Source organism: Haloarchaeobius iranensis (assembly GCF_900103505.1).
GTDB lineage: Archaea > Halobacteriota > Halobacteria > Halobacteriales > Natrialbaceae > Haloarchaeobius > Haloarchaeobius iranensis.
Window position 1 is genome coordinate 50,175 of sequence record NZ_FNIA01000013.1, and the last position, 20,949, is coordinate 71,123.

Annotated in this window: 23 protein-coding genes and 2 tRNA genes; 13 read left to right on the forward strand and 12 right to left on the reverse strand. The window is 69.3% G+C overall.

The features are described 5' to 3' along the window. Positions 1–3: 3 nt before the first annotated feature. Both BLT27_RS12210 and BLT27_RS12215 read left to right on the forward strand, forming a co-directional pair. Positions 4–507 (forward strand): LUD domain-containing protein, encoded by a 504-nt coding sequence (locus BLT27_RS12210; protein ID WP_089734281.1) that lies wholly within the window; start codon positions 4–6, stop codon positions 505–507. Further along, positions 504–2,717, forward strand: a complete 2,214-nt coding sequence (locus BLT27_RS12215; RefSeq protein WP_089734283.1) for an LUD domain-containing protein — start codon at positions 504–506, stop codon at positions 2,715–2,717. Before BLT27_RS12210 ends, BLT27_RS12215 begins: the two co-directional genes overlap by 4 nt. Here BLT27_RS12215 and BLT27_RS12220 read toward each other — a convergent pair. From BLT27_RS12220 to BLT27_RS12235, 4 genes are all read right to left on the reverse strand, one after another. Beyond that, positions 2,651–4,219: an Hvo_1808 family surface protein gene (locus BLT27_RS12220; protein ID WP_089734287.1), complete on the reverse strand. Its 1,569-nt coding sequence runs from the start codon at positions 4,217–4,219 to the stop codon at positions 2,651–2,653. The two genes, BLT27_RS12215 and BLT27_RS12220, sit on opposite strands and share 67 nt — an antisense overlap. A 45-nt stretch (positions 4,220–4,264) precedes the next feature. Beyond that, on the reverse strand, positions 4,265–4,864 hold the full coding sequence (locus BLT27_RS12225; RefSeq protein WP_089734365.1) for a class I SAM-dependent methyltransferase: 600 nt from the start codon (positions 4,862–4,864) through the stop codon (positions 4,265–4,267). A gap of 62 nt (positions 4,865–4,926) precedes the next feature. Beyond that, positions 4,927–7,101, reverse strand: a complete 2,175-nt coding sequence (locus BLT27_RS12230; protein WP_089734289.1) for an amino acid permease — start codon at positions 7,099–7,101, stop codon at positions 4,927–4,929. Then, a complete protein-coding gene (locus BLT27_RS12235) occupies positions 7,098–7,508 on the reverse strand; it encodes an NAD-binding protein (RefSeq protein WP_175526449.1) in 411 nt (136 codons plus the stop codon). Before BLT27_RS12235 ends, BLT27_RS12230 begins: the two co-directional genes overlap by 4 nt. Before the next feature lie 239 nt (positions 7,509–7,747). On the opposite strand from BLT27_RS12235, the gene BLT27_RS12240 reads away from it, so the two are divergent. Further along, a complete protein-coding gene (locus tag BLT27_RS12240) occupies positions 7,748–8,245 on the forward strand; it encodes an Lrp/AsnC family transcriptional regulator (RefSeq protein ID WP_089734293.1) in 498 nt (165 codons plus the stop codon). A gap of 146 nt (positions 8,246–8,391) precedes the next feature. Here BLT27_RS12240 and BLT27_RS12245 read toward each other — a convergent pair. Together BLT27_RS12245 and BLT27_RS12250 are read right to left on the reverse strand one after the other, a co-directional pair. After that, positions 8,392–8,463 (reverse strand) — tRNA-Thr (locus tag BLT27_RS12245). 55 nt (positions 8,464–8,518) lie between these two features. Further along, positions 8,519–9,193 (reverse strand): DUF7114 family protein, encoded by a 675-nt coding sequence (locus BLT27_RS12250; protein WP_089734295.1) that lies wholly within the window; start codon positions 9,191–9,193, stop codon positions 8,519–8,521. Between the two features lie 59 nt (positions 9,194–9,252). Between BLT27_RS12250 and BLT27_RS12255 the strand changes: the two genes are divergently transcribed. From BLT27_RS12255 to BLT27_RS12265, 3 genes are all read left to right on the forward strand, one after another. Beyond that, the gene (locus BLT27_RS12255; RefSeq protein ID WP_089734298.1) at positions 9,253–9,942 is read left to right on the forward strand and encodes an enoyl-CoA hydratase/isomerase family protein; all 690 of its coding nucleotides are present in this window, start codon (positions 9,253–9,255) and stop codon (positions 9,940–9,942) included. Between the two features lie 92 nt (positions 9,943–10,034). Beyond that, the gene (locus BLT27_RS12260; protein ID WP_089734299.1) at positions 10,035–10,691 is read left to right on the forward strand and encodes an SDR family oxidoreductase; all 657 of its coding nucleotides are present in this window, start codon (positions 10,035–10,037) and stop codon (positions 10,689–10,691) included. Positions 10,692–10,749: 58 nt separating this feature from the next. After that, positions 10,750–11,379, forward strand: coding sequence for a MoaD/ThiS family protein (locus tag BLT27_RS12265; RefSeq protein WP_089734301.1), 630 nt, complete (start codon positions 10,750–10,752; stop codon positions 11,377–11,379). Here the strand turns inward: BLT27_RS12265 and BLT27_RS12270 are convergent, their stop codons facing one another. Next, complete coding sequence (locus BLT27_RS12270; RefSeq protein WP_089734302.1) at positions 11,380–12,177, reverse strand: NAD+ synthase; 798 nt, start codon at positions 12,175–12,177, stop codon at positions 11,380–11,382. It abuts the gene before it with no gap. 253 nt (positions 12,178–12,430) lie between these two features. Between BLT27_RS12270 and BLT27_RS12275 the strand changes: the two genes are divergently transcribed. From BLT27_RS12275 to BLT27_RS12285, 3 genes are all read left to right on the forward strand, one after another. Next, positions 12,431–12,501, forward strand: a tRNA-Gly gene (locus tag BLT27_RS12275). 428 nt (positions 12,502–12,929) lie between these two features. Further along, the gene (locus BLT27_RS12280; protein WP_139172331.1) at positions 12,930–13,187 is read left to right on the forward strand and encodes a hypothetical protein; all 258 of its coding nucleotides are present in this window, start codon (positions 12,930–12,932) and stop codon (positions 13,185–13,187) included. Between the two features lies 1 nt (position 13,188). Next, positions 13,189–13,368, forward strand: a complete 180-nt coding sequence (locus BLT27_RS12285; RefSeq protein WP_089734306.1) for a hypothetical protein — start codon at positions 13,189–13,191, stop codon at positions 13,366–13,368. 111 nt (positions 13,369–13,479) lie between these two features. On the opposite strand, the gene BLT27_RS19800 is transcribed toward BLT27_RS12285, so the two are convergent. The 4 genes from BLT27_RS19800 to BLT27_RS12300 all read right to left on the reverse strand — a co-directional run bounded on the left by BLT27_RS19800 (position 13,480) and on the right by BLT27_RS12300 (position 16,050). Further along, complete coding sequence (locus BLT27_RS19800) at positions 13,480–13,632, reverse strand: DUF7331 family protein (protein WP_175526450.1); 153 nt, start codon at positions 13,630–13,632, stop codon at positions 13,480–13,482. A gap of 63 nt (positions 13,633–13,695) precedes the next feature. Then, complete coding sequence (locus BLT27_RS12290; RefSeq protein ID WP_089734308.1) at positions 13,696–13,974, reverse strand: DUF7577 domain-containing protein; 279 nt, start codon at positions 13,972–13,974, stop codon at positions 13,696–13,698. Between the two features lie 58 nt (positions 13,975–14,032). Continuing rightward, positions 14,033–15,115, reverse strand: a complete 1,083-nt coding sequence (locus tag BLT27_RS12295; protein ID WP_089734310.1) for a PQQ-dependent sugar dehydrogenase — start codon at positions 15,113–15,115, stop codon at positions 14,033–14,035. Between the two features lie 35 nt (positions 15,116–15,150). After that, entirely contained in the window at positions 15,151–16,050 is a 900-nt protein-coding gene (locus tag BLT27_RS12300) for an acyltransferase (protein WP_089734313.1), read from the reverse strand. A 209-nt stretch (positions 16,051–16,259) separates the two neighbouring features. Here BLT27_RS12300 and BLT27_RS12305 point away from each other — a divergent pair, with 209 nt between their 5' ends. The 3 genes from BLT27_RS12305 to BLT27_RS12315 all read left to right on the forward strand — a co-directional run bounded on the left by BLT27_RS12305 (position 16,260) and on the right by BLT27_RS12315 (position 18,396). Beyond that, positions 16,260–16,982: a DUF389 domain-containing protein gene (locus BLT27_RS12305; RefSeq protein ID WP_245707739.1), complete on the forward strand. Its 723-nt coding sequence runs from the start codon at positions 16,260–16,262 to the stop codon at positions 16,980–16,982. A 38-nt stretch (positions 16,983–17,020) separates the two neighbouring features. Beyond that, positions 17,021–17,221, forward strand: a complete 201-nt coding sequence (locus BLT27_RS12310; protein ID WP_089734315.1) for a hypothetical protein — start codon at positions 17,021–17,023, stop codon at positions 17,219–17,221. A 77-nt stretch (positions 17,222–17,298) separates the two neighbouring features. Further along, entirely contained in the window at positions 17,299–18,396 is a 1,098-nt protein-coding gene (locus BLT27_RS12315; protein WP_089734317.1) for an aldo/keto reductase, read from the forward strand. Positions 18,397–18,718: 322 nt separating this feature from the next. Here the strand turns inward: BLT27_RS12315 and BLT27_RS12320 are convergent, their stop codons facing one another. Continuing rightward, positions 18,719–20,200: a heme-binding protein gene (locus BLT27_RS12320; RefSeq protein WP_089734319.1), complete on the reverse strand. Its 1,482-nt coding sequence runs from the start codon at positions 20,198–20,200 to the stop codon at positions 18,719–18,721. Positions 20,201–20,332: 132 nt separating this feature from the next. Here BLT27_RS12320 and BLT27_RS12325 point away from each other — a divergent pair, with 132 nt between their 5' ends. Continuing rightward, complete coding sequence (locus BLT27_RS12325) at positions 20,333–20,860, forward strand: PadR family transcriptional regulator (RefSeq protein ID WP_089734321.1); 528 nt, start codon at positions 20,333–20,335, stop codon at positions 20,858–20,860. Positions 20,861–20,949: the final 89 nt, after the last annotated feature.

The window sequence follows — 20,949 nt, forward strand, 5'->3', positions numbered from 1 at the left end:
AGAGTGACAGTCACCGACGACTTCCTGGACGCGCTCGACGACCTCGACGTGTCCCACGACCGGACGACACTCGCCGACCTGCCGGCGACGCTCGCCGACGCGGTCACCGACCCGGCAGTCGGTGTGCCGCTGCACGTCGACGCCAGCCTGCCCGGTTCGGTCGCGACGACGTTCACCCCGAGCGAGCTGCAGGACGCCGCGACGGGGGTCACGCCCGCCCGCCTCGGTATCGCGGAGTACGGGAGCGTCGTCATCCGGTCGAGCGCCGGCGGCGACGAACCGCTGAGCCTCTACCCCGAGCGACACGTGGCGGTGCTCGACGCCGCCGACGTGGTCGCGACGGGACGGGACGCGGTCGACTGGCTCGCCAGCGAGGTCGCCGCCGGCCGGGGCTCGCACGTGCTCGCGACCGGTGCCTCCGCGACGGCGGACATGGGTGGGCTCGTCGAGGGCGTCCACGGCCCGAACGAGGTCCACGTCGTGCTCGTGGAGGCCGATACCGAATGAGCTCCGAACGCAAGCAGAAGGCGGCACAGCTCCGTCACCTGCTCGAGACCGAGGGGCCGCTCATCGGGCCGAAGGTCAGCTCGAAGAACCGCGACCGCTACGCCGCCGCAGAGCGGTTCGACGCGTGGGACAGCACCCGTGACGAGGCACGGGCCATCAAGGAGGCCGCCATCGCGGACCTCCCCGAACTGCTCGAACAGCTCCGCGAGTCGGTCGAGGCGAACGGCGGCACCGTCTACGTCGCCGACGACGCGGCCGACGCGAACCGCTACGTCACCGAGCTGTGCGACGAGCAGGGCGCGGAGACGCTCGTGAAGTCGAAGTCGATGACGACGGAGGAGCTGGAGCTGAACGACGCGCTCGCGGCCGCCGGCGTGGACACCTACGAGACGGACCTCGGGGAGTTCGTGATTCAACTGGCCGAGGAGTCGCCGAGCCACATCGTCGGTCCGGCGCTGCACAAGTCCCGCGAGGAGATCGCCGACCTGCTGAACGCGACGTTCGAGCCCGACGAACCGCTGGAGACGGCCGAGGAGATGACCCGGTTCGCCCGGGACTACCTCGGCGAGCGCATCCGCGAGGCCGACGTCGGCGTGACCGGCGCGAACTTCGTCTTCGCCGAGTCGGGATCGATGGCGCTCGTGACGAACGAGGGCAACGCCCGGAAATGTGCGGTGACGCCGGACACCCACGTCGCCGTCACCGGAATCGAGAAGATACTGCCGTCGGTCGACGACTTCGGCCCGTTCGTCGACCTCATCTCGAAGGCGGCGACCGGGCAGGACATCTCGCGGTACGTCTCCCTGTTCACGCCGCCGGTGGCCTCGCCGACGCTCGACTTCGAGAGCGACGAGCCCATCGAGTTCGGCGAGGCGACCGCCGAGCGCGACGACCCCGACGACGACCGCGCGTTCCACCTCGTGCTCGTCGACAACGGCCGCACCGAGCTGCGCGAGGACGACCAGCTGCGGGAGACGCTGTACTGCATCCGCTGTGGCGCGTGCTCGAACTCGTGTGCGAACTTCCAGGCCGTCGGCGGCCACGGCTTCGGCGGCGAGACGTACTCCGGGGGCATCGCGACCGGCTGGGAGGCCGGCGTCCACGGCATGGACAGCGCCGCCGAGTTCAACGACCTCTGTACGGGCTGCTCGCGCTGTGTCGACGCCTGCCCCGTGAAGATCGACATCCCGTGGATCAACACGGTCGTCCGCGACCGGCTGAACCGCGACGCCGACCCCGACACCTTCGACCATCTCGTCGACGGACTGTCGCCCGACGAGGAGCCGTCCGGGCTCGCGCTGGACAAGCGCCTGTTCGGCAACTTCGAGCGGCTGGCGAAGCTCGGGAGCGCGACCGCGCCCGTCTCGAACTGGCTGGCCGACGCCGGCCCCGCCCGGGCGGCGATGGAGCGCGTCCTCGGCGTCGACCGCCGGCGCGACCTGCCGCGGTTCCGGCGGGAGACGCTGGTCGACTGGTTCGACGACCGCGGGCCGCGCGTCGCTGCCGACGACGCTTCGCGGGAGGCGGTGCTCTACCCCGACGCGTACACGAACTACGTGCTCGTCGACCGCGGGAAGGCGGCGGTCCGGGCGCTGGAGGCGCTCGACGTGCGCGTCCACGTGCCCCGCGTCCGGTCCTCGGGCCGTGCACCGCTCTCGCAGGGGATGATCTCGACCGCGGAGGACCACGCCCACCACGTCTACGCCGGACTGGCCGAGCACATCGACGCCGGCCGGGACGTGGTGGTCGTCGAGCCCTCCGCCCTGGCGATGTTCGAGCGGGAGTACGAGCGGCTCCTGGCCCCGGAATCCGCGGACCGGCTGGCCGACGCGAGCTACGAGGTCATGGAGTACGTGTACGGCCTGCTGGAGAACGGTGGCTCGCCCGACGCGCTCGGGAGCCCGCCGGAGGCCGTCGCCTACCACAGCCACTGCCAGGGCCGAACGCTCGACCTCGAGCCGTACACCGTCGCGGTGCTCGAGGCGTGTGGCGCGACGGTCCGCACCTCGGACGTGGAGTGCTGCGGGATGGCCGGCAGCTTCGGCTACAAGGAGAGCTACTACGAGCTGAGCATGGACGTCGGCGAGGAGCTCGCCGACCAGTTCGCCGGCGAGCCGGTCGTCGCCGCCAGCGGCACGTCCTGTCAGGAACAGCTCGACGCGCTGCTCGGCGGCGAGGTTCCGCACGCGGTCGAGTTGATCGCGCCCTGAGCCGGTGCGACGTCGGCCGCGGCGACCCGGCTGTTCTGCGGGTGTATCTCGGCCAGCGACGACCGGTCGGGCCCGTTCACGATGGTCACGGCGTCGTTCGAGACGCGCACGGAGAACGCGTCGGCGAACTCCCCGTCGTTGATGACCCAGGTCTCGGCGGTGGCGCGGACGGCCCCGTGGTACTCGAGCAGGTCGCGATACGCGCTCGCGAACTCGCGAGCCTCGGCGTTCGAGTCCCACTCGATGCGCCAGACGTAGCCCGTCTCCTCGCCGTTGCGGTAGGCGTACAGCCGGTCGCCGCCCCAGCCGGCGCTCGGGGCGAGGTCGTAGGTGAGCCGTGGTCCCGGGCCGTCCTGCCGGCGGAACGCGTCCTCCGCGACGAGACTCCCGTCGCGGTCGTCGTACAGCGTGTAGGCGAACATCGTGGCGAGGCTCGCCTCGCCGAGGGTCCGGCCCGCCGGTTCGCCCGCGGTCACGCGCTCCCAGTCGCCCGTGCTGCGGTCGGGGACCGAGACCGACCTGGCGTCGTCCGGGTTCGACCGCCAGTGGATGACCTGCTCGGTCGACAGGGGCGGCTCCTGGTAGAGTTCGGCGACGCCGTCCCAGCCCTCGCGCTCGTACACGCCGGCGACCATCGACTCGCCGGCGGCGTACGGGAAGTACGACTGCAGGTAGATACCCAGGTTCGGGCCGGCCCGGTCGACGGCTGCGTTCCCGCCCGAGCCACCGTCGCCGCCGTCGGCCCCGCCGCCGCCCTCGTCGGTCCAGTCGCTCCGGCGCAGGCAGTCCCACTCCTCGCCACAGCGCGCCTCGTACCGGCGTTCGGCGAAGTTCGCGTCACCCTCGATGAGCGCCCGGAGCGCGACGATGCCGTCCTGCGAGACGTTCTGGGGGATGCGGGTCTGCCGGAGCGGCCCCCGGAACTGGTAGGCGTGGACGAGCTCGTGGCCGAGCGTCAGCTCGGCCAGTCTGGGCGTGTCGGAGTTCGAGACGACGACGATGCGGTCCTGCTGGGTGTCGTAGTAGCCCTGCACCGACGCCTCCCGGGTCGCCTCCTCGGCCTCGCCCGCGTCGGTCGTCTCGCCGACGACGAACAGCGCCTCGAACTCCGCGGCGCGCTCGGCCGCGGCGGCGCGCTGGCCGGCCGTCGGCGAGCCGCCGTCGCCGCCGCTCCCCCTGTACTCGGAGCGGTTGACGAGCTCGACGGCGACGGGCTCGTCGAACTCGATGTCCCGCACGACCTCGACGCGGGCCATCGCACGGGAGACGAGTGCCTGCAGTTCGGCCTCGGTCAGACCGTCCTCGGGGTCGACGTTCAGCGACTCGTTGTGCCAGTACCCCCGTTCCCAGCCCTGTACGTCGGTTGTCGGGTCCGTGACGGAGGGGTCGGCCGCGAGCGAGTCGTCGCCCGCCGGTGGGTCGGCTTCCTGTGCGCCGAGCGCGGTACAGCCGGACAGCACGACCACCGCCAGCGTGACGACGAGCAGCAGGGACCTGCGCATTCACCCGACGTTCGAACCGGCCGGACAAAAGCCGTGCGACCGTCGCTACGCCACCCGAGCGACCGCCTGCACCCAGCCGTCCTGGCTCGCGACCTCCGCGGCGTCGGCCGTCTCGACGTGCACGGGCTCGAAGCCGGTGTCGACCAGCAGCTCGCACACCGCGGCCGCCGTGTGGCGCTCGAAGAACCGTCCCAGACCGTCGAAGCCGCTCTCGTCGCCGCGCTTCAGCGAGCAGTACAGCGTCCCGTCGCCGTCGAGCACCCGCGCGAACTCGGACAGCGTCGCCGGCACGTCCCCACGAGGCACGTGCAGCAGCGAGGCACACGCCCAGACGCCGTCGAAGCTGTTCGGGCCGAAGGGTAGGGTGCGCATGTCGCCCAGCGCGAACCGGGCGTCGGAGACGTTCTCGCGACCGCTCTCGATGAACGACGGCGTCACGTCCAGCCCGGTCACGTCGTACCCGCGGTCTGCGAACGTCTCCGCGTCCGAGCCGGGGCCACAGCCCACGTCGAGGATTCGGGTGCCCTGGAGGGCGTCGAAGAACGGCTCGCCGAACCGCTCCGCGATGGACTCGCGTCGGTACTTCTCCACGAACGCGTCGCTGTTGGATTCGTAGACGGACCGGGTTCGGGCGACCTCGTCCATGCCGTCGCCGTCTCCGCGTCCGGTCATCAATCTTTGGCGTGGGGTCGAGGACCGGCCCGGGCTCAGAACACCAGCCGTTCGAGCAGGCGGCGCAGCAGGCCGGGCCGTTCGGACTGCGTGGGGTAGACGGTGACGGTCGTACACTGGGGGCTCGGGAACGCCGGCCGTTCGTCGAACAGCGCGCTCCGGAGCCGGTGGTCGGCACCGCGGCGGACGACCACGTCCGGCCGCGTTTCGCGGCCGCCGTCCGTGCGGACGGGCGTCGACTGGACCGGGACGGAGAGGAGCGACGACAGGTCCGACTGGTACTCCCCGACGGTGGCCCGGTACTGGTCCGGGGCGTCGCTGTCGACCGGGTACCAGAGCGAGATCCGGCCGTCGTTGGCCCGGGCGACGGTCTCCGCGACCGAGACGGCGAGTGGGTCGTACGGGCCGACGCCCGCGAGGACGACGTGCTGAGGGCGGTCGTAGCCCAGGTTGTCGACGAGCAGCACGTCACAGGGTGCGTGGCGGACGACCCAGTCGATGGGGTCGCCGAACAGCCGCGAGCGGAGCCGGAGCGGCTCGTGCTCGGCGAGCACCGTGTCGACCTCGCGGTCGGCGGCGACGTTGACGATGGCGTGTTTCGTGTCGTGGCTGACGACCTCGTCGGCCTCGACGTCCACACCGAACTCGGCCCCGAGCTCCGTGACCCGCGTCTCGAACGAGAGGTCCGACGAGGACTGCACGGTCATCTCCTCGGTCAGCGGGGCCTGGTCAGGCACCTCCTCGAAGCGGACCGCGACCACTCGGCCGTCGTGCGGCCGGACGAGGTCGGCGGCGAGCGCGACCAGCGAGCGCTCCCGGTCCGGCCCGACGTCCTTCGTGAGGGCGACGAGCACCTCGTGGGTGGGCTCGGACTGGCCGTCCGCGACGTCGGTCAGTGCGGAGCGGCTGACCTGGCGGCGGATGGCGTCCCGCGCGGTGCCCTCCCGGTCCACCCGCGGCCGGACGTAGACGAGGTACCAGCCGATGCTCGCGACCGTGATGACCACGGCCCCGACGAGGGCGACCGTCCCCATCTGGGTCAGCAGCGCGACGCCGGCGACGACGCCGAAGAGCTGCATCCAGGGGTACAGTGGCGAGGTGAACTCGGGTTCGTACTCGGCCTCCCCCTCACGGAAGGCGACGACGGCGAGGTTGATGAGCGCGAACACGAGTATCTGGAACGCGCTCGCGAGCTTGGCGATCTCCAGGATCGGCACGAACGCGATGAGCACCAGCAGCACCGCTCCGGTGAGGGTGATGGAAGCCACGGGCGTTCCGAACCGCTCGCTGATCGTCGAGAGCGACGGCGGTGCGAGGTCGTCCCGGCTCATCGCGAACGGGTAGCGCGACGAGGAGAGGATGCCGGCGTTCGCGGTGGAGACGAGCGCGAGGATGGCGGCCCCGATGACCGCGTACACGCCGGCGGTCCCGAGCGTCTGCTCGGCGGCGACCGCGACCGGCGTGAGCGACCCGGCGACGCTACCGGGGTCGGTCACCCCGACGAGCACGGCGACGATGGCGACGTAGAGAACGGTCGTGAACGCGAGCGACCCCAGGATGCCGAGCGGGATGTTCCGGCCGGGGTCCTCGACCTCTTCGGCGACGCTCGCGACCTTCGTGACGCCGGCGTAGGAGACGAACACCAGCCCGGTCGCCGCGAGGAGCCCACCGAGGCCCGCGTCGAAGAAGTTCGCGTAGTTCGCCGACTGGACGGCCGGTGCGCTGCCGGCCGCGAACCAGCCGAGTGCGGCGAGCATCACGACGACGATGCCGAGCTGGAGCTGTCCCGTCTGCTTCGCGCCGACGACGTTCACCAGGATCAACAGCGCCGCGAGCCCGAGCGCGACGGGCTTGAGCGGGAGGTCGAACAGCAACAGCAGGTAGGGAACCCCGCCGACGAGCGCGAGCGCCCCCTTGAACGAGAGCGAGAACCACGTACCGACGCCGGCGATGGTGCCGAGCAGCGGTCCCATCCCGCGCTCGATGTAGATGTACGTCCCGCCGGCCTCGGGCATCGCCGTCGCCATCTCCGACTTCGAGAGCGCCGCTGGGACGACGAGGATGCCGGCCAGGAGGTACGCGACGACGACGAGCGGGCCCGCGATGCCGAGCGCCAGCGCCGGGAGGATGAAGATGCCGCTCCCGATCATCGCGCCGATGCTGATGGCGAGGACCGACGGCAGCCCGAGGTCCCGTTCGAGCTCCTTCATAACGCCTCCGCGACGCCGGTCGACAGCGCGGTCGCCGCGCAGACCGACTCGTGGCCGGCCTCCTCGAACAGGCGGACGCTGCTCGGCCGGTTCGCCAGGACGATGATGCGGTCCGGGTCGAAGTGGACGCGGACGAGCTGTGCCGCGAGCAGGTTCGTCCGGTCGTGGCGGGTCGCTACCACGACGGTCGAGCCCGGCCCGATGCCCGTCGTTTCGAGCGCCTGTACGTCGGTCGGGTCTGCCTCGTGCGAGGGGACCACCGACGACTCGTGACTGTCGTCGACGTACCGCGCCCGCAGACCGACGTCAGCGAGGCGTCTGGCAACCTGTTCTCCGACTGGGCCGCCGCCGAGGACGTACCAGGCGTCGACGGGCGGTTCGTCCCGGCCGCGTGGGTTCTGTATCATGGTCGGGGGAGATGTGGTCCGGGCCGCGGTTCGCGACCACGGACCGGGGTCGTACTCCGTGTTAGGCGACGGAACAGCATAAAACAACCGCTTCATTTCACAGGTTGTCAAAATAAGGGCGATTAAACACGCTAAACGTCTTTACACTCCGCCGGTGACGACGCGGTTCGACGACACGCACTCGCGACCGCCGTCGGAGCCAAACAATGAATAGTGCTCGACGACCACCCAGAGAGCAGATGAAGGACGGCACACTCGACGACGTCGACAGACACATCCTGTACTATCTCCAGCGAGACGCCAGACACACCTCGTCCAGCGACATCGCCGAGGAGCTCGACATCTCGCCGAGCACGGTCCGGACGCGACTCAAGGAACTCGAGACCAGCGGCGTCATCCGGGGCTACCACATCGACATCGACTACGACCTCGCCGGCTACCCGCTGTACACGAAGATAATCTGTACCGCGCCGGTTCCGGACCGCGACACCCTCGCGGACCGCGCCCGCGAGGTCGACGGCGTGACCGCCGTCCGAGAGATCATGACCGGCGAGCGGAACGTCTACGTCAACGCCATCGGCACGGACCACGACGACCTCAACCGAATCGCACAGGAACTCGACGAGCTCGGGCTCAGGATCGTCGACGAACAGCTCATCCGCGACGAGTACGTCTGCCCGTACCACGGCTTCCTCGACGCCGAGGCGGAGCCGTCCCTGCCCGACGCCGAGGACTGACCGCGACGAGAAGCAGGTCCGGGGCCGCTCGTCACCCCAGAGCCCCCGACGACGCGCTCCGGTCAGTTCTCGACCGGAATCTCGGTGCCAGTGACCGTCCTCCGTCGTGACGGGCTGTCGCTCCTCGATTTCTACGTCGCGAGAAGAGCCTAGGCCGGGATTTGAACCCGGGCTCTCGTCCTTACCAAGGACGCGCTTTACCGCTAAGCTACCCAGGCACCGAAGTGCATCCTATCGTTGCTCGGTGTAGTTTTAATGGGTTTCGATTCCGCCCTACGAATCCGTCGCCGACTGGCGGACGTGGTCGTCGGCCCTGCCGGCGGTCTCGCTGGCCGTCGCGCCGATACTGAGGTCGGTCGCGGCGGGGAGTGTCTCGACCGCTGGCAGCGGCTCGCTCCCGTCGGTTGGCACGAGGCCGGTGAGCTGGGCGAACAGCTCGGTGGTGGGAGTGGCACCGACGGCGGTGGTGCCGGCGACGGCGGCGAGTTCGAACACGTCGCGTTCGAGGCTGGCATCGAGGGCGGTCGTGTCGGCGTCGGGCTGCCGGCGGTCGGTCTGGTCGCGGCCGAAGTCGCGGACGGTCCCGACGGCCTTGGCGGCGGCGTCGGTCCGCGCGAGGAGGTAGAAACCGCGGGAGACGAGCACCGTGGCGGCCAGCGAGTCGAGGTTGGCCTGCGTGTGGTCGTCGGTCTCGGTCCAGGGCTCGTCGTGGGCGAGCGAGCGGGTGAGCCGGAGGCCGTCGTAGATGAGCTGCACGCCTGCGGCCCTGTCGACGACGCTCTCGACGTCGACGTCGTCGTCGCAGGCGCGGGCACAGCGGAGCGTCACCACGCCGGGGGCCATCGGCGCGGCTGCCAGGCGGGATGCGATGTCGTCCCGGAGCCGGTCGGGGTAGATGTCGGCGAGCGCCTCCCGGGCGGCGCGCCTGCACGTTGCGACCTCGTCCATTGCCGCCGACTAGCGGGGGGAAAGGCAAAGACCTTTGGAAAGCGAAGACTCGCCAACGTATGATCGAAACGGCAGTCGACGGGGACGTGACCCGGGTGACACTCTCCCGGCCGGACCGGCGGAACGCGTTCACCGAGTCCGGGCTGCGGGCGCTGCGGTCGGCGGTGACCGGGGCGGAGACGCCGGTGGTGTTCCTGACCGGCGAGGGGGCGGCGTTCTCCGCGGGGGCGGACCTCGAGGTCGTCACGGGTCTGGGCCACGAGGAGGCGCGGACGTTCGCGCAGCTGGGCCAGTCGGTCGCGACCGCCATCGAGGAGGCCGAGGCGGTCGTCGTCGTCGGCATCGATGGGCCGGCCCGGGGCGGCGGGGTGGAGCTGGCGCTCGCCTGCGACGTCCGGGTCGCCACGCCCGCGGCCACGTTCGCCGAGACGGGCGTCTCGCTCGGCCTGTTCGGCGCGTGGGGTGGGACGGCACGGCTCCCGTGCGTCGTCGGCGAGGGCGAGGCGATGGACCTCGCGCTGTCGGGCCGGACCGTCGATGCCGACGAAGCACTGCGGATGGGGCTCGTCTCGCGCGTGGTCGACGAGCCGGCGGCCGTCGCCGAGACGATAGCCGGGAACGACCCCGCCGCACTGTCGGTGCTGAAGCGACGGCTGCGCGACGACGCGGACCGGGTGGTCCAGCACGCCCGCGAGGCCGATGCCTTCGCGGACCTGGTCGAGCGGAACGCCGGCGACCTCTCCTGGTGACGGCACCGAACCGGCCGCCGCGGACCTGACACTCGCGCTACCAAACCGCGCTTCAGCGAACGCTTTTGGGCCTCTCACCACTGGCGTCTCCCATGACGGGAACCGCAGTCGTCGCTGGTGTCGGGCCGAAGATCGGCGAGGCAGTCGCACGCGAACTCCACGACGCGGGCTACGATGTGGGGCTGTTCGCGCGCTCGGAGGGGTCCATCGAGGAGCTGGCAGCTGACCTCGGCGAGGGCGCGCTCGCGGTCCCGGCCGACGTGACCGACCAGGAGTCCGTCCAGTCGGGGATGACCACGGTGCGCGAGGCGTTCGGGCCGGTCTCGGCGCTGGTGTTGAACGCGACCGGCGGCGGGGGCGGTCCCGTCGGCGATGCGAACGCGGAACGGCTCCGCGACATCTTCGACGTGCGCGTCGCCGGCTCGCTCGCCTGTGTCAACGCCGCGCTGTCGGACCTCCGCGAGACCGAGGGCACGGTCATCTTCAGCGGGACGACGTACGCCGACTCGCTCGTCCCCGAGCAGATAGAGTGGGGGGCGGTCGGCCCGGCCGCACGGGGGCTCTCGAAGTCCCTGGCGACCGCCCTCGACGACGTACAGGTCACCTACGTCCGCATCGGGAGTCGCGTCGACCCGGTCGGCCAGGTCGACGACGACGCCCTGAGCGCGGCCGAGGTGGCGGCAAGGTACCGCGAGCTGGTCGAGCGCGACGCGGCCGTCACGCGGGAGCTGGACCTGCGACAGCGGTAGTGGGTTTCGCGAACGCCCACACGGAAAATATGAGTACTCCCGGGTACACGTGGGGTGTGTGCACGAGTGCGACCACTGTTCGGAGTCGTTCGAGGACGAGGAACCGTACCTCGAACACCTGCGGGACGAACACGCCGACGACCTCGGCCCAATCGAGCAGCGACGGGTCGACGCGCTGGACGACGGCGACGACGGCCTCCCGGGGTTCGTCTACGCCGCGGCGGCCGTCGTCGGTCTCGTCCTGCTCGGGGGCGTCGCCGTCGGCCTGCTCGGCGGCGGCGGCGGGGGTGGACCCAGCACGCTGAACGACAGCGCGCCGCAACAGCCGACCAACATCGGCGGCCCGCACCACCACGGCGGGATGACCGTCACCATCGACGGGCGGTCGCTCGACTTCAGCCAGCCGGAGTTCCAGCGAGCACGCGAGAACCCCGCCTTCCACTACGAGCGCGGCAACGGCGGGCGGTGGCACGTCCACGCCCGCGGCGTGACCCTGGAGTACGCGCTGGAGAGCCTCGGTATCGATGTCGCCCCCGAGGCACTGGCCTTCGAGGGGACGGTGTACCGGACCGGCGAGGGTGACACGGTCCGCTTCGTCGTCAACGACCAGCCGGTCGACCCGACGACGTACGAACTCCAGGAGGGAGACCAGGTGGAGGTCGTGGCGACGAACAACGCGAGCGCCTGATTACAGGTCGGCCGGTTCGGGTGCGGGCGGCATCGAGCGCTTGTGGGCGCTCTTCTCGTACAGCTCGCGGACGGTCTCGACGACGCCCTCCTCGACGCCCAGCTCGCGTGCCGTCGCGGCGGTGGAGGCGCCGCCCTCGATGTGGAGCGCGATGACGGCGTCGACGACGTCGTAGCCGACCCCCATCTCGTCCTCGTCGGTCTGGTCGGCCCAGAGCTCCGCCGTCGCGGGCTTCTCGGCCAGGTCCTCCGGGGCACCGAGGTGACGGGCGAGCTGGCGGACCTGCTGCTTGTACAGGTTGCCGATGGGGTTGCAGTCGACGGCCTGGTCGCCGTACTTCGTGAAGTAGCCGGTCAGCGCCTCGGCCTTGTTTCCGGTGCCGAGGACAACCCGGTTCTCCTCGTTGGCGACGTAGTAGTTGAGGACGCCCCGGACGCGTGCAGCGGTGTTGCCCACGGCGACGGTGTCCTCCGCGGCGTCGGGGATCGAATCGACGATCTCGTCGACGATGCTCCCGATCTCGATCACGTCGTAGTCGATGCCGAGGTCCTCGGCGACGCGCTCGGCGTCGCTCATGTTCTCGTCGCTGGAGACGCGCGAGGGCAGGACGAGCCCGCGGACGTGTTCGCGACCGAGCGCCTCGACGGCCAGGTAGGCGGTCGTGGTGCTGTCGACGCCACCGGAGAGTCCCAGTACGGCACCGGTTGCGCCGGCGTCGGCGACGACATCCTGGATGAAGCCCACGATGTGGTCGCGCTGTGCGGTCAGTTCCTCGTCTCCGAGCCGGAGGTCTATCATCGTCCGACGCTTGGGAGTACAGGACCAATAACGTTCCTCGGTCCCGCCTGGAACTGGACGACCGTCCAGTCGGGCGAAGCGCTACGTTCAAGTGCCATCGGGGGGAAGGACGGAGTGGAATCGCTGTGCGTCTGCGCCGTTGGTCCCGCGAACGAAGTGCGTGACCCCGGTGCGAACGGAGGCAGTGAACGAGCGCCGTTGGTCCCGCGAACGAAGTGAGTGGGACCTCGGCGCGAACGAACGCAGTGAGTGAGCGCCGTTGGTCCAGTGGTAGGACAGTGGCTTCCCAAGCCACTAGCCCGGGTTCAATTCCCGGACGGCGCATCCTTGTCTCGAACGAAGTGAGAGACAGTACCGGCAGCGGGAATTGAACCAGGGAGCGAACGGGGTGAGCGACCGTGGTTCGGTTCCCGGACGGCGCACGTCTCCCCACCCACCGGATGCGGACCTCGGCACTGGACGCCCCCAGCATCCGGCTGGTGGCGCTGTTGCGGAATCGCAGTTCGGTCCCGCGCGTACAGGCGCTGGTTGGACGCGGGAACCCGAGCTTTCGAGTCCGTCGCGAACGGTCATCCGGTTCGGTTCGAAACCACCGGGTAACGAGTTCCTGACGCAGAAAACCACCCGACAGCGCGGCAGGTAAAAGACCGTATTATTCCCGTTGGGTCGCTTACACTCCGAACGACGGTGAGGTAATCCGTGGTTAGCTATGTCCCCACGTATCAATGTTGTGGCCGGGGAGTTGGAAGGCCGTGAGCCAAAACGCACAATCTGATACTGGGGGTATCGATCCACCCGCGACGGGTGAACAGCGGAGGGCGGAGTCGCTCGTGTTCGACGTCCTCTCCGAATCGACGGTCGCCGAGCGGTGGCCACAGCTCGAACGTGGCTACTCGTCGAACGACTTCGTGACCATCCAGGCCGCAGTCGCGGTCGAGTGGGACGACATCGAGCACGAGGACCTCGACGTCGAGCCGGAAGCGCTACTCGACTGTGCGGAGGGGGAGTGAGATGCGGTTCCCGACCATGGTCCGGCTGGTGGTCGGTCTGGCGTTGTTCGCACTGACCGCACTCGCCCTGGCGTGGTCGCTCGAGGGAGCGGTGTACGCGCTGGGGTCGATCGGCATCCTCGCAGTCTGTCTGTTCACGGTCGGACTCGCGCTCGAACCGGAGCTTCGAGGCACCTACTGATTCCACAGCTTCGCGGCGTCATCCCGCTGGCGCCCTCGCACTTCTTCGCGCACCGTCCACGGAGCAGCGGCTTCGGGGTCCGAGTAGCCTGAGAAGCGCAGACAGCCGAGCCTACCGCGACGGCGACGAGCGATGGTCCGTCTGCTCGGTGACGGCGACGGTGGTATCGGACTCGATCCAGGCGTCTAAGTTCTCTCGGTCGTAGATGATGAGTCCGTTGACCGTCTCGCGGCCGACGTACCGTTCGGAATCCGTATCTTCCATTCGAGTCGATTCAGGATTCCGCCGCGCTGGGCTTATGTTTGCTGGCCGGCGTGGCCACAACGCCTAAGCACCGGACAGCGACTTCGTGCAGTTGCGACAGTACCGGTAGCGCGAGTCGGGCTCGTTCGACGCGCCGCAGTGTGGACAGCGGCGACTGTCGGTCGTCTCGCTGCCGCGGACCGAGGTGTTCGCCACGGTCCGGTCGATGCCTGCCGGGTCGCCGCCTGCAGGGTCCGGCGTCGGGTCGTCGTCGACCTGCCGGCGGTAGTAGGCGTACACGGCGAACTGCAGGACAGCGAACACGACGAGGTAGCCGAGGGTCCAGTCCCAGACGTTCGCCATACTATGCTATAGTGTGCCATGGGACTTATACCGTTCGCCAGTTGTCGTCCCGAGAGGGTCACGGCGGTCTGACGCGGTAGACCTCGTCGTCGGTCGGGTCCGGGTCGCCGCGTCCGTCCTGGTTGCTGGTGGTGAAGTAGAGGTGGTCGTCGGGGCCGGTGAACGTCGTCCGGAGCCGACCGAGGTTACCGTAGAGGGTGTTCTGGGACGCCACGTCGTCAGCGTCGAGGCTGACCTGGCGCAGGTGCGTGCCCACCAGCGCCCCGACGAAGAAGCTGTCCTGCCAGCGCTCGATCGGGCCGGTGTAGTAGGCGAGCCCGGCCGGGCCGATGGAGGGAGTCCACGTGACCAGCGGCTCGACGTACGTCTCCCGGTCGCTCTCGCCGCTGACCGCCGGCCAGCCGTAGTTCCCGCCGGCCTCCAGTCGGTTGAGCTCGTCGGCCTCGTCCGGTCCGTGCTCGACGGCGTAGACGGACCCGCCGACGAACGAGAGGCCCTGCGGGTTCCGGTGGCCGTAGGTGTACACCGGGCTGTCGAACGGGTTGCCCGGGTCGGGGTCGCCGTTGCGGGTGATCCGGAGCACCTTCCCGGCGAGTGAGTCCCGGGACTGCGCCGTGCTCGGCTCGCCGGCGTCGCCGGTCGTCACCCAGAGCGCGCCGTCGGGGCCGAACTCGAGTCGGCCGCCGTTGTGGACGGTGTTCGCCGGGATGCCGTCGAGGACGACCGAGTCGACGGCGAACTCGCGGTCGGCGTCGAGTCGCAGCACCCGGTTGGCCAGCCCCGCTTCGCCGTCGTAGGTCTGGTAGACGTAGGCATCGCGCGGGTTCCGGGGGTCGAACGCGAGACCGAGGAGGCCGCCCTCGCCGAAGTTGGCGGTGCTGTCGAGGGTCCTGACGGGGCCGCGGTCGTTCCCCATCGCTCGGACGACCCGTCCCGGCCGCTCGGTGACGAACAGGTTGCCAGTCTCGGGGTGGAACGACGCCCCCCACGGCGTGTCGAGGCGCATCCGGACGCGCTCGAGTCGGAGCGGGGCACCGTCCTTGATGGTCGTCCCCTCGCCGGTGTCGGGCGGGGTCAGACAGCCGGCGACGCCACTGGCGAGGCCGACACCGACCGTGGCGAGGAGGCGGCGACGCTTCATTACACCGACTTTTCACACGACAGAGTAAAAACCTGTTACTTCGTCGGCGACAGGTCGCGCCCGAACTCGTCGAACGTGTCGAGGTCCTCGGGCAGTTCGTACTCGAGCTCGCGTTCGTCCCGGCGGTCCACGTTCGCGTCCTCGAGCGGGGTGGCGACGTCCTCCCAGCCGGGCTTGACGCGGACGCTCTTTGCGGGCTGGCCGACGGCGACGTGGTGGTCGGGCACGTCGCTGGCGACGATGCTCTTGGCGCCGACGACGGCGTTCTCCCCGACGCGACAGCCCGCCCGGACCATCGAGTCGTAGGTGACGCGGGCGTCGTCGTCGACGATGGTGTGGAAGTTCGACACCGCAGTCTGGTCGACGATGTCGTGGTCGTGGCTGTAGATGTGGGCGTCGTCGGAGATGGAGACACGGTCGCCGATTGTCAGCGTCCCGCGGTCGTCGAGGTGGACGTCGTCGTGGACGACCACGTTGTCGCCGACGCTGATGTTGTGGCCGTAGGTGAAGGAGATATCCTTGAAGAACCGGCAGTCATCCCCGCACTCGTCGAACAGGTGGTCGGCGAGCATCGCCCGGAAGCGCAGCGCGAACTCGACGTTGTCGGCCATCGGCGTGGCGTCGAACTGCCGCCAGAGCCACTGGAGGTGCTTCGAGCGCTCGAAGCGCTCCTCGTCCTTCTCGGCGTAGTACTCCGACTCGAGCGTCGTGTTGCACGGGTCGTAGCCCTGGAGACGGACGCGCTCGGCCGGCGAGACCGTCGCGTCGTTCTGCCAGCGCTCGTAGGCGTCACGGTCGCCGTGCAGGTCGACCAGCGTCTCCTCGACGACCGTGCAGGTGTCCTCGTCGGACGAGAGCCGCTCGTCGACCTCGTCGATGAAGGCCCGAACACCAGCCTCCGCGTCGGCCGGGAGCGAGACGTGCCGTTTCGTCATGGCTCCCCGTTCGGCGGGCAGCCGTATGGACCTTCTGTTGTCCGAACTCCGTGCAGCAGCGGTCCGCGGCGGGGGTCGCCGTCCCGTCCGGGTCGCTGCCGCTTGCCGACGACTGGTTACCGTTTTCAGGTGGTCAGAACAGCGGTTTCCCGATGGAGCCCGTACCGTGGCCTGTGCGTCTGATTCGAACGCTCGTCCCGTCGTCGGATGTGTCGGCCGTACGGTCGGTGCTCGACGAACACGACATCGACTACCTGCTGTTCGAGGAGGACAGCGGCCGCGACGACGCGGTGGTCGTCGAGTTCCCCCTGCCGACACAGGCGGTCGAGACGGTCCTCGACGACCTCGGGGAGGCGACGGCGGTCGACGAGACCTACACGGTCGTCGCCAGCGCGGAGGGCGTCTTCTCCGAGCACGACGACCAGCTGGAGGAACGGTTCATCACGGGGGACGAGGAGGACGACAGCATCGCGACCGAGGAGATCCGCTCGACAGCGCTCGACCTCACGCCCAGCCCGGTGACGTACTACGCGATGACGCTACTGAGCGTGCTCGTCGCGACCGCGGGACTGTTGCTCGACTCGCCGGCCATCGTGGTCGGCTCGATGGTCATCGCCCCGCTGGTCGGCTCTGCGCTGACGGCCAGCGTCGGGACGGTGCTGCTCGACCGCGAGATGGTGCTCGACGGCTTCCGGACCCAGCTGTACGGGCTCCTGCTGGCTGTCGTCGGGGCGACCGTGTTCAGTTTGGGTCTGAAGTCGGCGGCGTTCCTGCCGCCGGCGCTCGACGTGACGACGACCCAGCAGATATCCCAGCGCATCTCCCGGTCTGCTCTCGGTCACGGTCGGCCTCTGCGCGGCCGCGGCCGCCGTCGTCGTCCAGTTCGTCGAGCAACAGACGGCGACGGACAGCGCCAGGACCTCTCCGAATGACGACAAGATTTACACGCGCCGGGCACCGACTGCCCGTCATGCCCGGTACGTCCCACCCCAGCGGTGATGCCGACTCGTCGATCAGCGGTGCGGCCCTCGGCGGTATCGGCGGTGCCTTCGGTGCGACCGTCGCGTTCAGCACAGTCTCCGGCCCCCTCGCCATCGCCGGGGTTACGGCCGGCATAACGCTCGCCATCATCGGTATCGGTGCGCTCGTGTTCGATGTCGACCTGACGTAGCCGGCGTCCCGTGGCCCTTTCCCGCGAGCTGGGACCGAAACGCACTCGCTAAGTGGCACCGTTCCCTAGCCGGGAGTATGCAGTACCGCGAACTCGGAGACTCCGGCGTCGAGGTGTCCGAAATCGGCTTCGGCGCGTGGGTCGTCGGCACGGACTGGTGGGGCGACCGCACGGAGGAACAGGCGGTCGAGATGCTGCAGTACGCCCACGACCAGGGCATCACCTACTTCGACACCGGTGACGTGTACGGCCACGGGCGTAGCGAGGAGCTCGTCGGCGAGGCCCTCGGCGACCGACGCGACGACGTGACCGTCGCGACGAAGGTCGGCTACGACTTCTACAACAACCCGCAGGCGGGCCACGGCGAGCTCCCGAAGGAGATCACACCGGAGTGGATCCGCACCGCGACCGAGCGGAGCCTCGACCGCCTCGGCTTCGACTACGTCGACGTGCTTCAGCTGCACAACGCGAACGTCGACGAGGTCGACGCGGACGTGCTCGAGGTCCTCGACGAGCTCCGCGAGGAGGGCCTCGTCGACGCCATCGGCTGGGCGCTCGGCCCCTCCATCGGCTGGCTCGCCGAGGGCGACATGGCCATCGAACAGGAGTTCGACTCGTTGCAGCTCGTCTGGAACGTGCTCGAACAGGAGGTCGGCGACCACTTCCTCGACACCATCGAGCGCACCGGCTCGGGGACGAGTCTCATCCCCCGCGTCCCGCACTCCTCCGGCCTGCTGAACGAGCAGGTCACGCCGGAGACGGAGCTCGACGACGGGGACCACCGCTCCTACCGTCCCGACGAGTGGTACGAGACGGGCTGGGAGAAGGTCGAGGCGCTCCGGTTCCTCGAACGCGCCGACGAGGGGACCTCGTCGAACTCCCGGACGCAGTCCGGGAACGACCGCGAGCGCACGATGTCCCAGGCCAGCATCCGGTGGCTCCTCTCGCACAGCGAGGTCGCGACGGTGACCCCGACGTTCCGCACGAAGGACGACATCGACGAGTGGGCGGCCGCGAGCGACGTGCCGCCGCTCAGCGACGAGGAGGTCACGCGCGTCGCCGAGCTGTACGCCGACGACTTCGGCATCGAACGCGACGACGGGATGGACGTGCTCCGCTCGTCGGTCGGCGGCGAGGACATCGACGCGGCGAACATCGACAAGCAGGCGACCTGAAAACGCCGGACTAATCTGTCCATTCGCCTGGAAAACGGGCGATTACCTTTCTGTCTCGGGGTTCACGCTACTCCTGCTCTCGGCTCCGACGGTCGGATTCCGTCGAGCGAGAGCCTGGCCGATTCCGGGCCGCACCAACCCCCTGCCGCGCAGACTCCCCCCACTGACGCGGGGCGGGGGCGGTCGTCGTGTTCGCTCCGAACACGGGACTGCTACCCCTTTCTTTCGGCTGGAGCCCCGTCACAGTCGGGCGAATACACGCGCCGAGTTTTACTTTCACTCCGCAGTCCCGACGACTGCTGTGGCGGGCCGCCGTGGCCGGTCAGGCCAGGAAGACGTGGCGCGGGCGGTCCGCCAGCACGTCGCGCCCCCAGTCGACCGTGTCCGAGAACGCGTCCGACCGGAAGAACGCCATCGCGTCGTCCTGGGACTCCCAGCGCGAGGCGATGAACATGTCGTTCTCGTCCTCGCGGTTGGCGAGCAGGTCCGTGGTGATGTGGCCGTCCATGTCCGCGAGCACGTTCCCGACGGTCTCGAACTTCTCGACGAAGTCCGTGCGCTTCTCGGGCTTGGTGGCGTAGAACATCCCCATCGTCCCCCAGGTGTCGGCCGCGGCGTCGTCGCCGGCCTGCCGGACGATGCCGGGCAGGTCCGAGAGGAAGCCACTGGCCGTGTCGGCGGCGGACTGGGTCTCCCAGACGCTCGCGACCGCCGTCGGGGCGTCGCCGTCGGACTGGTACACCGCCGTCTTCACGTGGGAGTCGTAGTGCTCGAAGTTCGAGCGCAGTCCCTCGACCTCGTCGAACAGTTCGTCCGGGTCGGCGTCGGAGTAGAGGACGACGGCGTAGACGTCCTCGCCGTGGGGCTGACCCCCGTAGACACCCTCCTCCTCGAGCGCGGAGCGCACGTCCGCGCCGTGGTCGGTGGCCGGGCGCTCGTCCTCGTCGCCGTCGCCGTGGTGGTGTCCGCCTTCGCCGTCGCCGTGATGGCCACCCTCACCGTGGCCGTGTGCGTCGCCCTCCTCGGCGGGGACGGCCTCGCCGGCCATGAACGCCGGGAGGTCGCGCGGCTCGAACCGGCGGCCGGTGTAGAACTGGCCGAACTCGGCGAACCGGGAGGTGGACGGGTCGAAGCGCATCTCGTACAGCAGGTCCTTCACGTCGGTCATGTCGTCGGCCCAGAGCGTGACGCCCCACTCGTGGTCGTCGAGACCGACGCTCCCCGTGATCATCTGCTGGACCTTGCCGCCGTAGTCGCGGCCGATGTCGCCGTGGCTCGCCATGTGCTCGGCGCGGTCCTCGAACGGCAGGTCGTACCAGTTGTCCTCGGCGGTGCGGCGCTTGGACATCGGGTAGAAGGAGAGGTAGTCCATGTCCGGTATCTCCGGGTGGAGGCGCGACTGGATGTACTGCGCCAGCCCGGAGTCGTCGTCGACCTCGCCCTCGAAGTACTCCCGGGCACGCTCGGTGTAGCCCGAGGCCTCCGTGACAGAGATGTACGAGCTCGTCTGCTCGGTGAACCCCGCGAACTCCGTCGACTCGAAGCCGCGTTCGAGCTGGTCCAACTCGTCGAGTGTCGGGCGCAGGTGCAGTACCACGAGGTCGGCCTTGTGGCCGAGCACGGTGTAGACCGCCGTCCCGCCCGTCTCGGGGTCGCTGTGGGTGTCGAGGAACGCGATGCCCTCCCCGACGGCCCGCTCGCGCGTTCGCTCCGGCGCGTCGCGCCACGCGTCCCAGTCCACGGTCCGGAAGTCGTGCAGTGCGTACCAGCCTTCCTCGGTCAACGGAGGTTCGCGTCGCTGCATGGTCGAGCGTTCGGAGACGAAGGGTAAGGACGTGTTGATTCGTCGGAGACGACGGCGGGACGCGACCGAGAACCGGGCAAGCGGTTCTCAGTATCGAAACCCTTTCACGTCCACCACGGGTACCACGCGACAATGCGGAAAAGCGGTCCACCGAAGGGACTCATCGCCTATCTGGTGCTCGAGCTGCTCGCGGAGAAACCGCGGTACGGGTACGAGATACTCAAGGAGATACGGGAGCTCAGTGGCGGCCACTGGGAGCCCTCCTACGGCTCGGTCTACCCCATCCTGTACAAGTTCGAGGACGAGGGCTGGGCCGAGCGCATCGAGCGCGAGGACGAGCCCGACCGCAAGTACTTCGAGCTGACCGACTCGGGATACGACGAACTGGACAGCCGCCGCGAGGACTCCGCGATGAAGGCCAAGGAGTTCGCCGACGTCATCCTCGGTTTCTACCACGTCTACGTCGCCTTCTCCTGCGACGACCGGTTCGAGGTGCCGCACGTCGAGGGCGAGTGGCGCTTCGACGAGACCTTCTCCGCGTGGATCGTCGAGCAGATGATCCGCCACCACGAGCACTACTACAGCGACGAGTTCGACCGTATCGACGCCACGCCAGAGGAGTTCTACGAGGAACACGGCATCGACAACGACGAGGAGTAGCGCGCGCCGGCGTCCACGGCTGTTTGCGGTCCCCCGGTTCCAGTGTAGTGAGCGATGAGTGCGGTCACCGCCGGTTCACTCGTCGAAGC

What these genes read in the sequence shown, in the direction of transcription:
- BLT27_RS12215 (WP_089734283.1), top strand. Translation starts at nt 504, where the DNA reads ATGAGCTCCGAACGCAAGCAGAAGGCGGCACAGCTCCGTCACCTGCTC.
- BLT27_RS12220 (WP_089734287.1), bottom strand. Translation starts at nt 4,219, where the DNA reads ATGCGCAGGTCCCTGCTGCTCGTCGTCACGCTGGCGGTGGTCGTGCTG.
- BLT27_RS12225 (WP_089734365.1), bottom strand. Translation starts at nt 4,864, where the DNA reads ATGGACGAGGTCGCCCGAACCCGGTCCGTCTACGAATCCAACAGCGAC.
- BLT27_RS12230 (WP_089734289.1), bottom strand. Translation starts at nt 7,101, where the DNA reads ATGAAGGAGCTCGAACGGGACCTCGGGCTGCCGTCGGTCCTCGCCATC.
- BLT27_RS12235 (WP_175526449.1), bottom strand. Translation starts at nt 7,508, where the DNA reads ATGATACAGAACCCACGCGGCCGGGACGAACCGCCCGTCGACGCCTGG.
- BLT27_RS12240 (WP_089734293.1), top strand. Translation starts at nt 7,748, where the DNA reads ATGAAGGACGGCACACTCGACGACGTCGACAGACACATCCTGTACTAT.
- BLT27_RS12250 (WP_089734295.1), bottom strand. Translation starts at nt 9,193, where the DNA reads ATGGACGAGGTCGCAACGTGCAGGCGCGCCGCCCGGGAGGCGCTCGCC.
- BLT27_RS12255 (WP_089734298.1), top strand. Translation starts at nt 9,253, where the DNA reads ATGATCGAAACGGCAGTCGACGGGGACGTGACCCGGGTGACACTCTCC.
- BLT27_RS12260 (WP_089734299.1), top strand. Translation starts at nt 10,035, where the DNA reads ATGACGGGAACCGCAGTCGTCGCTGGTGTCGGGCCGAAGATCGGCGAG.
- BLT27_RS12270 (WP_089734302.1), bottom strand. Translation starts at nt 12,177, where the DNA reads ATGATAGACCTCCGGCTCGGAGACGAGGAACTGACCGCACAGCGCGAC.
- BLT27_RS12285 (WP_089734306.1), top strand. Translation starts at nt 13,189, where the DNA reads ATGCGGTTCCCGACCATGGTCCGGCTGGTGGTCGGTCTGGCGTTGTTC.
- BLT27_RS19800 (WP_175526450.1), bottom strand. Translation starts at nt 13,632, where the DNA reads ATGGAAGATACGGATTCCGAACGGTACGTCGGCCGCGAGACGGTCAAC.
- BLT27_RS12290 (WP_089734308.1), bottom strand. Translation starts at nt 13,974, where the DNA reads ATGGCGAACGTCTGGGACTGGACCCTCGGCTACCTCGTCGTGTTCGCT.
- BLT27_RS12295 (WP_089734310.1), bottom strand. Translation starts at nt 15,115, where the DNA reads ATGAAGCGTCGCCGCCTCCTCGCCACGGTCGGTGTCGGCCTCGCCAGT.
- BLT27_RS12300 (WP_089734313.1), bottom strand. Translation starts at nt 16,050, where the DNA reads ATGACGAAACGGCACGTCTCGCTCCCGGCCGACGCGGAGGCTGGTGTT.
- BLT27_RS12310 (WP_089734315.1), top strand. Translation starts at nt 17,021, where the DNA reads ATGCCCGGTACGTCCCACCCCAGCGGTGATGCCGACTCGTCGATCAGC.
- BLT27_RS12315 (WP_089734317.1), top strand. Translation starts at nt 17,299, where the DNA reads ATGCAGTACCGCGAACTCGGAGACTCCGGCGTCGAGGTGTCCGAAATC.
- BLT27_RS12320 (WP_089734319.1), bottom strand. Translation starts at nt 20,200, where the DNA reads ATGCAGCGACGCGAACCTCCGTTGACCGAGGAAGGCTGGTACGCACTG.
- BLT27_RS12325 (WP_089734321.1), top strand. Translation starts at nt 20,333, where the DNA reads ATGCGGAAAAGCGGTCCACCGAAGGGACTCATCGCCTATCTGGTGCTC.